This is a genomic window from Neglectibacter sp. X4, from assembly GCF_009917365.1.
Classification (GTDB): domain Bacteria; phylum Bacillota; class Clostridia; order Oscillospirales; family Acutalibacteraceae; genus Acutalibacter.
This window is the reverse complement of the sequence record NZ_QWLE01000077.1, coordinates 1-8,213: the sequence shown is the minus strand read 5'-3', so window position 1 is coordinate 8,213 and position 8,213 is coordinate 1. Positions and strand designations below refer to the sequence as shown.

Sequence of the window (8,213 nt, the reverse complement as noted above, 5' to 3'; positions counted from 1 at the left end):
GATAATTCGAGATTATCCTTTCTTTCAAAGCCATTATACCACAGGCCAGGCTTTTTTTCCAGTCTATTCCCTAAATTTCTTTTCCTGAAACAGTAAAACAGATATCAAAACCGTATTAGTAAATTTGCACTTTTCACTTGCGTTCTGACTTGGAATCTGTTATACTACTTAACATAGTATCAGGTTCGTCGTAGAACGAACACAGTATCCGAGTTACAAAGTGCCTGATGAGTATAATACTTCACCTTGTGAAGTATGCGCTCTTAGGCACTTTTTTCTGTTTTTCACAACTTAACACTGCCCCCAACCATTGTCGCAGTAAACGCCGAACACAAGCCGGACGGTTCTTGCCTGCGGAAAGCAATACGAATGGCAGATGAGGAAGAGTACGAGATCGACAGAGTGCTTCAAGTCCGCAGGGCTGCTTCAGAAGTTGGCGGTCGTGGTATTCGCTACACCATAAGAATTGGTCGAAGCGAGACGCACCTTTTTGATGAGCAGAACGGGCGATGGTTTGTGGAAGCGAAGTTTGGGTGAAGGAGGAAAAATTGAAAAGGTTATCCCGAAAAGACATTGAGGCTATCGCAAATCGGGTTATCCGAGCATGCATGAAGCTGCCGGAGGTAGCAAATCAGCCGGTATATCGGATATATCCTGAGATTCTCGCAGAGAGCCTGTTAGGTCTGAAAATCGACTATCAGCACCTTTCCTTTGATGGCTCTATACTTGGAATGACCTCTTATGAGGAGATAGGGATAGAATTGCCGGGGTGCGATGATTCTGGAGAGGTTTACTTCCTCGATGGAAAAACGGTTTTGATTGAAAGTGATCTGCGGGAGTGTGTGGAGCAAAACGGGCGGAGGAACTTTACCATCATGCACGAGACAAGCCATCAGGTCTTGAAAATGCTCTTCCCGCAGGATTACGGCGCAAAGCTGCATGAGAGACCGATTCACTTCTGTAAAGCGAATACTGTCCGAAGAAAACCCATAGAGGATTGGGAAGAATGGTAGAGCAACGCCCTCGCCTCTGTTATGCTCCTTCCGAAAGGTCTTGTCGAACAAGCCATGCGCCTGTTCGATGTGCAGGGAGGAATACGGATGCTCAATAAGGTTTTCGCTAAGGAAGAGTACGACCGGTTTGTAGGAATGACGGAGTTGTTGGGGTGTTCCAAAACTGCATTGGCGATCCGCATGAAGCAGCTTAGCTATATCGGAGGGGATTACCTCGACAACCCGTACCGGCTGTTAGATGTGGAGGAATACTGAAATGGCAAACTTGGCACAGCTAAAAGCCTTGTTTGAGAAGCAATGGGAAAGCATTGTGGGCAACTGTGACGAATTTCTCTATCTCGGAGGCAACGAGCAGAGTACGCACAAATATGTGTCCGAACTGCTTGGCAAAGAAACGATTGACGCCAACACCTTTGGAAAATCGTCAGGGCGGAGCGGGAACTACTCAACAAACTATCAGATTTCCGGTCGTGAGCTTTTAACGCCGGACGAAGTGCGTATGCTTGATAACCGCTATGGGCAATCAAAAGAGCCTGTCCGAGTGGCAGACGGCCTAACTCGAAAAAGATTTGCGGACTTGGGTGCTGGCCTTTGTTCTCAATGTTGGCAAGATAGCGCGGGGATAAGTACATCTCGTCACATACCTTTTTCCGGCTCTCTTTACGTTCCAGCCGCGCCGCTTTGATTGCCGCCCCAAACGCTTTGAAATCATATCGTGGTACAGGCCTTTTTGCCATATTCATATCACCCTGTTACATTCTATTGTTCATCTCCTGGTTTGGATATGTCTACAAAATTCTATTCATTGACTTTAATAGTTCATATCACGGGGCAAAGAAGTCTTGAAGCAATTCAGTTGTCCGTATATAATCTTGATGTGAAAATGAAAAGAATTAAAACTACACAATAGATTCACATTTCCCTGTTATACTCTACAGGCAGGAGGTGCGCCATGAGCAAAATCTTAATTGTGGAGGACGATTTATCCATACAGGCATTGCTACACGACTTCATTGAGGAAGCAGGCCACAGCGTTGTATTAGCGTCTGACGGTGTTGAAGCACTTGCAAAGTATTCCGAGCAGCCTTTTGATCTGATACTGCTTGACATTATGCTGCCCAAAATTGACGGTTACGGTGTATGCGAGGTTATCCGGCAAAAGTCAGATGTGCCTATCATCATGCTTACCGCATTGGATGGAGAGGAAAATCAGATTAAGAGGTTGGATATGCAGGCGGACGATTATATCACAAAGCCGTTTTCCATGCCCGTCTTGCTACGGAAAATCGCCGCCGTCCTGCGTCGATCTGCAAAACAGTCAGACGAACCGCACACAATCACATACAAAGACCTCACTTTGGATTTAGAGGGGTACAGGGTATATACAAAGCAAGAAAATATCGACCTCACGCCCCGCGAGTTTGAGATATTGCGGGAGCTAATCATGCACCAAGGCCGGATTTTAACGCGGCAAAATCTCTTACAAACTCTTTGGAAATATGAATTTTTCGGAGAAGAACGGATTATTGACACACACATCAAAAATCTGCGGAAAAAGCTCGGCACCGCTGACTACATAGAAACAATTAGAGGGGTGGGATATAGAGTTGATAAGGAAGATTAGAAGTAGTCTGTCTGCAAAAGTTTTTTTGATGACTGCCGTCCTAATGGCAGTCTGCTGTTCTATAACATATTTCTGCATAACCCAATTTGCTCCATACATATATACGCATGATTTTTCTACGATAGATGAGGAACTGCCTTATTTCGTTGAGGACATTTCCCGCTTTACAAAAGAGGAAGCATTATCTGTCATAGAGGATTATTGTAATCAGATTGTTGAAAAAAATGATGATGAGTTTGTTTTCCACCTTTTTCAAAGCAACAACGAAGAACTCAAGCAATTTAACAATAATGATACATCACAATGGTGCCGACTAACCTTTACGGACAGCACAGAGGAATATATAGTATTCTTTTCTAAAAATACAGAAAAGGAAAGTCAGGTGGTGGAGGCACTTCAAAAAGCAATTCCTGTTTTGAGCGTTGTGATTATTGTTGTTTCCATCATCGCAGCCTTTTTCTATACCATTTACATGACAACACCCATTAAAAAAATCAGTAGAATATCAAAACAAATGGCAGCATTGGATTTCAACGGCCTATGTACTGTCCGGCGCACAGACGAAATAGGTGTTCTCGCTGACAGCTTAAATGACCTGTCGAGAAAACTATCGTCCGCCTTATCGGAGCTACAGAGTGCAAATCAGAAGCTGCAAGCTGATATTGATATGGAGCGACAGCTTGAACGCCAGCGGGTAGAGTTTTTTTCGGCGGCTTCTCACGAACTAAAAACACCTATTACTATTATCAAAGGCCAGCTACAAGGTATGCTCTATCAGGTGGGACGCTATAAGGACAGGGAAACCTATCTTGCACAATCTCTGGAAGTTACGGATAACTTAGAGAGAATGGTGCAGGAGCTTTTGACAATATCACGGTTGGACACGCCGAGGTATGCGTTCAATCCCTCGCACATTCACTTTGACAAACTGATCAAAGACCGTCTGGCAGCAAATGAAGATTTGTTTATGCAACATGAATTGACGGTTGAAAAAGACATATCCTCGGAGGTCAGCATTTCAGGCGATTTGCAGCTTCTTCAAAAGGTGGTGGACAACCTTTTGGGGAACGCCGCCGCATACTCTCCAGCGGGGGAATACATAACGGTTAAAGTATGTCGGGCCGATGAAAAAGCGCATTTGACGATTGAGAATACAGGGGTACATATCCCTGACGAGGACATTCCAAAATTGTTTGAGGCGTTTTATCGAGTCGATCAGTCAAGAAACCGGCAGACGGGCGGCACAGGCTTGGGCTTATACATCGTCAAAACAATTCTTGATCTGCATGGGGCGGCAATCAAAATCGAAAACACAGCGCAGGGTGTGATGGTGTCGGTACAATTTTAGAAATATCTGATCCCAAAGGGCGGTGAGCGAAAGGCTTGCCGCCCTTTCTCTATCTCCACATAAAAAACATATTCAATACAAACTCAATTCAAGCTGGGCCGGTATGATAAAGCTGTACCCGGAAAGGGTAACAGAAAGGAGCATTTGATAATGAAAAAATACCTATTACTCGTTCTCGCCGCTCTGCTTATCATGGGTGCGCTGGCAGGTTGCGGAGAACAGGGAAACACCCCGACCCCCGGCATACCCGTCAGCGCAAAAGATACCCTCCCGTCGGACAGCACCTTTACCAGCGGGGAACATGAAAAACTGCTGTCCCTCCGATTTGAAGGCTACGAGGAAATGACCGTAGCCGAGTTTCGGGACAAGGTTGGGGCTGCGACAGACACAAAAGAATACACTGATTTGTTTGAGCAGCTTCCCAAAGACACCGCCTTGCAGGAGTTGAAAGATACCGATGAAGATGCCGAGTTTCTGTTTTATATCCTACCGCTGGCTGGCGACGATTGGAAAACACGAAGTTACAATGGAGAAGTAACATCCTCTTATACAGGGGATAAAGCGCGGCTGGAATACTCTTTCACTTTGACCATACAGAGGAAAGGCCCGAACTGCCGTAACATGAGAACAGCAATCATTTAGCAAATATGAAGTTATCTGCCGCACGACGGCAAAAGAAAAAAAGCCGTCGTGTAAGCAGCTATATCCGCATACCCAAACCACGGCGGCTTTGAGAAATCGAAGCCGCCGTTTTCTATTGTTCCGAAAATCTCTTGATAGTAATGGCGGTTGAAGGGGCCAACTGCCGTGAACTACGTTATATATCTACAAGGGATATCCGCAGCTAAAACATCAAAAAAAGCCCAGTCTTTTCCGGGGTGTATTCCAGCCACAAGTATGAACTGTCTAATCATCTGAATAATACTTTTAATTCCGATGCGCTTGCTCGTATTTCCCGAGCAGGCGTATTTCTATTGCTGAATTGTGTAGTCTGGCCCCGCTGCCGCAGCCCTCCCTCCCATCTGAATTTCAAAAAAACAGATGGGAGGAAACGGTCATGTCATACAATCATGGCAAAGAAGAACGAAAATGGCAGCGTTGGAAACTGGCTGAAGAAAAGGTTCTTCGGAACTGCGGTATGGATGAAAGCACGATTGAACAGCTTCGTCTTTGGGACAGGGCTATGTTCAATTCGGACAGGCGCTTTTTTGAAAAGTTGCAGGATACAGGTACATATCTTGATAGCGTTGCCGGGAGCAAAATATCAACCGAGATTTATACGGTGGAAGATCTGCTGAATGATATTGAAAACGCGGAACTGCTCAAAACCCTGCTGACAGTGGACAAGCTCACCTTGCAAATCTCTGTGCTGAAAATGAATGGGTACTCCACCAATGAGATCGCTGTGCTCGTCCATCTGTCCACAGATGCCATTTATAAGCGGATAGCTGTACTGAAAAAGAAATTGAAGAAATTTCAAGGGTAACTCCAAAATCGCAAGTCCCCACGGGCTGCTGGGTGAGAGGTCAAGTCCTCTCACCCAGCTTTTTCGTAGGAGGACGGACAAATGACGTTCATGGATAAGGTCTACACACTTCGGACGGAAGTGCGTAGCGATGGCGAAACATTGTACTTTATCAGCTTTACAGATGGTCAAGGTGAATTTTATGATTTGGAGGTATCCGAGCCGTTCTTTGTAGAATTTCGTCAAATGGAGCGCAAAAACCGTAACCTCCAACAATCCAATTGGCGGCACCAAGAAGCGTCAGACGTGTGGGATGAAACGCTTTATAACCGGGCGTTCCGAGTGCCCAAAAGTGTTGAGGAATTGATTTTTGACGCAGAACAGCAGGAACTACTTACCAAAGCGATTGCCGCACTCCCTGAAATCCAGCGGCGACGTTTTCTTCTCTACCATGAATATGACTTCAACTACCGCCAGATTGCGGAGATAGAGCATTGTAGACCGCAATCAATCAGACACTCGGTTATTCGGGCCAGAGAAAAGATAAAGGCAGAGATAGAAAAGTATCGGGCCGGATGAAATTGAGATACCCTTATATCTCTGGATATGGGGGTATCTGTTAAATGTTCTCTAATGGAATTATACAGAGGTAAAAAAACCGGAACACACCTTAAAGCTGTTTATCCGTTTCGCTCTTGCAAAGGGAGCGATAACCTACGGTATGGAGTTAATGCTTGCCCTGTTCAATATTGTGCAGGGAGTAATTTCTACGATTATGACCGCCGCCGGATTTTCCTCGGCACAGCATACTACCTTGCCGCAGGAGATGGTGGATACCATTGAAAGCTGCGGCTTCTTTGAGAGTATCCCCTTATGGGCGGTTACGCTGATCGGCGGTCTGTTTATTACCATAATGTCCTTTATCCTGATTATGACGGTGTACGGCAGATTTTTCAAGTTATATATGTATACTGCCCTTGCTCCCGTTCCCCTTTCCACCTTTGCCGGAGAGCCGAGCCAGAATGTGGGCAAGTCATTCATAAAGAGCTACTGCGCTGTCTGCTTGGAGGGCGCTGTCATTGTTTTGGCGTGTATCATCTTTTCACTATTTGCCGCTTCTCCGCCCGTTGTCAATCCTGACGCTGCGGCGGTAACACAGGTGTGGGCGTATATCGGAGAACTGCTCTTTAATATGCTTGTGCTTGTCGGTAGCGTGAAAATGAGCGACAGGATTATCCGGGAGATGATGGGATTGTAATTGTAAATTTTTTGTGGTATGGTTGACTTTGTTGTATGAAATGGGTATAATATAGATGGAATATTGCTATGGATATAAAATTACGAGGAGGTATCGTTATGAACATCCGTCCATCCGCAGCAATCCGCCAGAACTACAATGAAATTGCCGAAATGTGCAGAAAAACCGCAGAGCCTATTTTCCTTACCAAGAATGGTGAAGGGGATTTGGTTGTTATGGATATTGAAACCTATAACAGGCGTGAGAAAATGCTCAAGCTCCGTGAGGAACTGCTTGCTGTCGAAGAAGACAGGCTTGCAGGAAGAAACGGCTGCACCCTTGACGAGTTGGACGCTTATCTCGATGAAGTAATTGAAGAGGTATAGCGTATGGCAGATAACAGAAAGTATAAGGTTATCGTTTCCGACAGGGCTAAAAGAATGCTGGGAACGCATATCCGATTTATGGCACAGGTCAGTAAGGAGGCAGCGACAGCAAAAAAGAAAGAAATCATGGTTGCCATGCGTTCTCTTTCCCATATGCCACAGCGATTCCCATTTTTCGAGGAATTGTATATCACGCCAAACAAGTATCACAAGATGTTTGTTGAAAAATGGTATCTTGTCCTCTACCAAATACAGGACGACAAAGTATATGTGGATTATATCCTCGACTGTCGTAAGGACTACAGTTGGCTTGTCAAATAACAACAGAATAATTGGGACAGGAAATCGTCATCTGAAAAGGGTGGCGATTTTTTTATGCCAATAGAAAGGAGCTTTTAATGGAAGTAAAAATTAACCGTGAAATCAGAAACTACACGGAAGCGATGTTTTTCGGACTGTCACTCAGACAGTTCATTTTTTCTGTCTGTGCTTGTGCGGTGGCGGTAGGATTATATTTCCTGCTGAAACCCTATGTCGGTACGGAAACCGTGTCGTGGATGTGCATTTTGGGAGCCGCCCCCTTTGCGGCTCTTGGCTTTATCAAATACAACGGAATGACCGCTGAGAAATTCATCTATGCGTGGATAAAATCGGAGTTTCTTATGCCGAAGAAGCTCGTGTTTCATTCCACAAACACCTACTTGGAGCTGATGAAGCCGGGTATGGAAAAGAAGCAGAAGGAGGTTTTGAAATCAAATGATTAAAACGCTTACCAATTTATTCAAACAGGACAAGGAAAAGTTTGTTGTGCCGAAGGGCGTTCAGGATGTGATCCCTATTGCCGCTATTTATGATGACGGTATCTTTCAGGTGGGCAGGGACAAGTTTTCCAAGACCTTTAAGTTTTCGGATATAAACTACGCCGTAGCAAGCCGTGAGGATAAGGAAGCGATGTTCCTTGATCGCTTATGTCGTGTCTGTGATAAGAAGCATCCATCTTTTCCTCTCCTGTTTTTTTGATGCTTCCATTCTATCACAATTCCTCTACCTTGTGTAGACACTATCTAGATAGTGTCTACACGAATTAAGTACGGATAGCAGCCCAAATAGCGATACAACGGACGTGTACCGCGGCGATAA

Annotated in this window: 11 protein-coding genes and 4 pseudogenes; 14 read left to right on the top strand and 1 reads right to left on the bottom strand. The window is 45.0% G+C overall.

What is annotated here, in order from left to right:
* Positions 1-369: 369 nt before the first annotated feature.
* The 4 genes and pseudogenes from D1841_RS15625 to D1841_RS15615 all read left to right on the top strand — a co-directional run.
* On the top strand, positions 370-537 hold the full coding sequence (locus D1841_RS15625; protein ID WP_237076425.1) for a hypothetical protein: 168 nt from the start codon (positions 370-372) through the stop codon (positions 535-537).
* Entirely contained in the window at positions 534-1,013 is a 480-nt protein-coding gene (locus D1841_RS19355; protein ID WP_237076426.1) for a hypothetical protein, read from the top strand. Before D1841_RS15625 ends, D1841_RS19355 begins: the two co-directional genes overlap by 4 nt.
* 87 nt (positions 1,014-1,100) lie before the next feature.
* Entirely contained in the window at positions 1,101-1,268 is a 168-nt protein-coding gene (locus D1841_RS19350) for a hypothetical protein (RefSeq protein WP_237076427.1), read from the top strand.
* A 1-nt stretch (position 1,269) separates the two neighbouring features.
* Positions 1,270-1,530: pseudogene (locus D1841_RS15615) on the top strand (TraM recognition domain-containing protein); the annotation flags it as partial.
* Positions 1,531-1,567: 37 nt separating this feature from the next.
* Here D1841_RS15615 and D1841_RS15610 read toward each other — a convergent pair.
* Positions 1,568-1,750: pseudogene (locus D1841_RS15610) on the bottom strand (helix-turn-helix domain-containing protein); the annotation flags it as partial.
* Positions 1,751-1,965: 215 nt separating this feature from the next.
* Here D1841_RS15610 and D1841_RS15605 point away from each other — a divergent pair.
* The 10 genes and pseudogenes from D1841_RS15605 to D1841_RS15560 form a co-directional block, all read left to right on the top strand.
* Positions 1,966-2,637 carry a response regulator transcription factor gene (locus tag D1841_RS15605; protein ID WP_160644524.1) on the top strand — a complete coding sequence of 224 codons (672 nt, stop codon included), beginning with the start codon at positions 1,966-1,968 and terminating at the stop codon, positions 2,635-2,637.
* The gene (locus D1841_RS15600; protein ID WP_160644526.1) at positions 2,621-3,985 is read left to right on the top strand and encodes an ATP-binding protein; all 1,365 of its coding nucleotides are present in this window, start codon (positions 2,621-2,623) and stop codon (positions 3,983-3,985) included. The genes D1841_RS15605 and D1841_RS15600 overlap by 17 nt, the downstream gene beginning before the upstream one ends.
* A gap of 150 nt (positions 3,986-4,135) precedes the next feature.
* Positions 4,136-4,627 carry a hypothetical protein gene (locus tag D1841_RS15595; protein WP_160644529.1) on the top strand — a complete coding sequence of 164 codons (492 nt, stop codon included), beginning with the start codon at positions 4,136-4,138 and terminating at the stop codon, positions 4,625-4,627.
* 415 nt (positions 4,628-5,042) lie between these two features.
* Entirely contained in the window at positions 5,043-5,471 is a 429-nt protein-coding gene (locus tag D1841_RS15590) for a sigma-70 family RNA polymerase sigma factor (RefSeq protein WP_160644532.1), read from the top strand.
* 81 nt (positions 5,472-5,552) lie between these two features.
* Positions 5,553-6,029 carry an RNA polymerase sigma factor gene (locus D1841_RS15585; RefSeq protein WP_160644534.1) on the top strand — a complete coding sequence of 159 codons (477 nt, stop codon included), beginning with the start codon at positions 5,553-5,555 and terminating at the stop codon, positions 6,027-6,029.
* A 58-nt stretch (positions 6,030-6,087) separates the two neighbouring features.
* A pseudogene (locus D1841_RS15580) lies at positions 6,088-6,708 on the top strand (hypothetical protein); the annotation flags it as partial.
* Between the two features lie 98 nt (positions 6,709-6,806).
* Positions 6,807-7,073 (top strand): type II toxin-antitoxin system prevent-host-death family antitoxin, encoded by a 267-nt coding sequence (locus D1841_RS15575; protein ID WP_160644544.1) that lies wholly within the window; start codon positions 6,807-6,809, stop codon positions 7,071-7,073.
* A gap of 3 nt (positions 7,074-7,076) precedes the next feature.
* Positions 7,077-7,394 carry a type II toxin-antitoxin system RelE/ParE family toxin gene (locus D1841_RS15570; RefSeq protein WP_160644536.1) on the top strand — a complete coding sequence of 106 codons (318 nt, stop codon included), beginning with the start codon at positions 7,077-7,079 and terminating at the stop codon, positions 7,392-7,394.
* Positions 7,395-7,471: 77 nt separating this feature from the next.
* Positions 7,472-7,837, top strand: a complete 366-nt coding sequence (locus tag D1841_RS15565; protein ID WP_161880123.1) for a PrgI family protein — start codon at positions 7,472-7,474, stop codon at positions 7,835-7,837.
* Positions 7,830-8,036, top strand: a pseudogene (locus D1841_RS15560) (hypothetical protein); the annotation flags it as partial. The gene D1841_RS15565 and the pseudogene D1841_RS15560, both read left to right, overlap by 8 nt.
* Positions 8,037-8,213: the final 177 nt, after the last annotated feature.

What these genes read in the sequence shown, in the direction of transcription:
- D1841_RS15565 (WP_161880123.1), top strand. Translation starts at nt 7,472, where the DNA reads ATGGAAGTAAAAATTAACCGTGAAATCAGAAACTACACGGAAGCGATG.
- D1841_RS19350 (WP_237076427.1), top strand. Translation starts at nt 1,101, where the DNA reads ATGCTCAATAAGGTTTTCGCTAAGGAAGAGTACGACCGGTTTGTAGGA.
- D1841_RS15605 (WP_160644524.1), top strand. Translation starts at nt 1,966, where the DNA reads ATGAGCAAAATCTTAATTGTGGAGGACGATTTATCCATACAGGCATTG.
- D1841_RS15585 (WP_160644534.1), top strand. Translation starts at nt 5,553, where the DNA reads ATGACGTTCATGGATAAGGTCTACACACTTCGGACGGAAGTGCGTAGC.
- D1841_RS15570 (WP_160644536.1), top strand. Translation starts at nt 7,077, where the DNA reads ATGGCAGATAACAGAAAGTATAAGGTTATCGTTTCCGACAGGGCTAAA.
- D1841_RS15590 (WP_160644532.1), top strand. Translation starts at nt 5,043, where the DNA reads ATGTCATACAATCATGGCAAAGAAGAACGAAAATGGCAGCGTTGGAAA.
- D1841_RS15575 (WP_160644544.1), top strand. Translation starts at nt 6,807, where the DNA reads ATGAACATCCGTCCATCCGCAGCAATCCGCCAGAACTACAATGAAATT.
- D1841_RS15595 (WP_160644529.1), top strand. Translation starts at nt 4,136, where the DNA reads ATGAAAAAATACCTATTACTCGTTCTCGCCGCTCTGCTTATCATGGGT.
- D1841_RS15625 (WP_237076425.1), top strand. Translation starts at nt 370, where the DNA reads ATGGCAGATGAGGAAGAGTACGAGATCGACAGAGTGCTTCAAGTCCGC.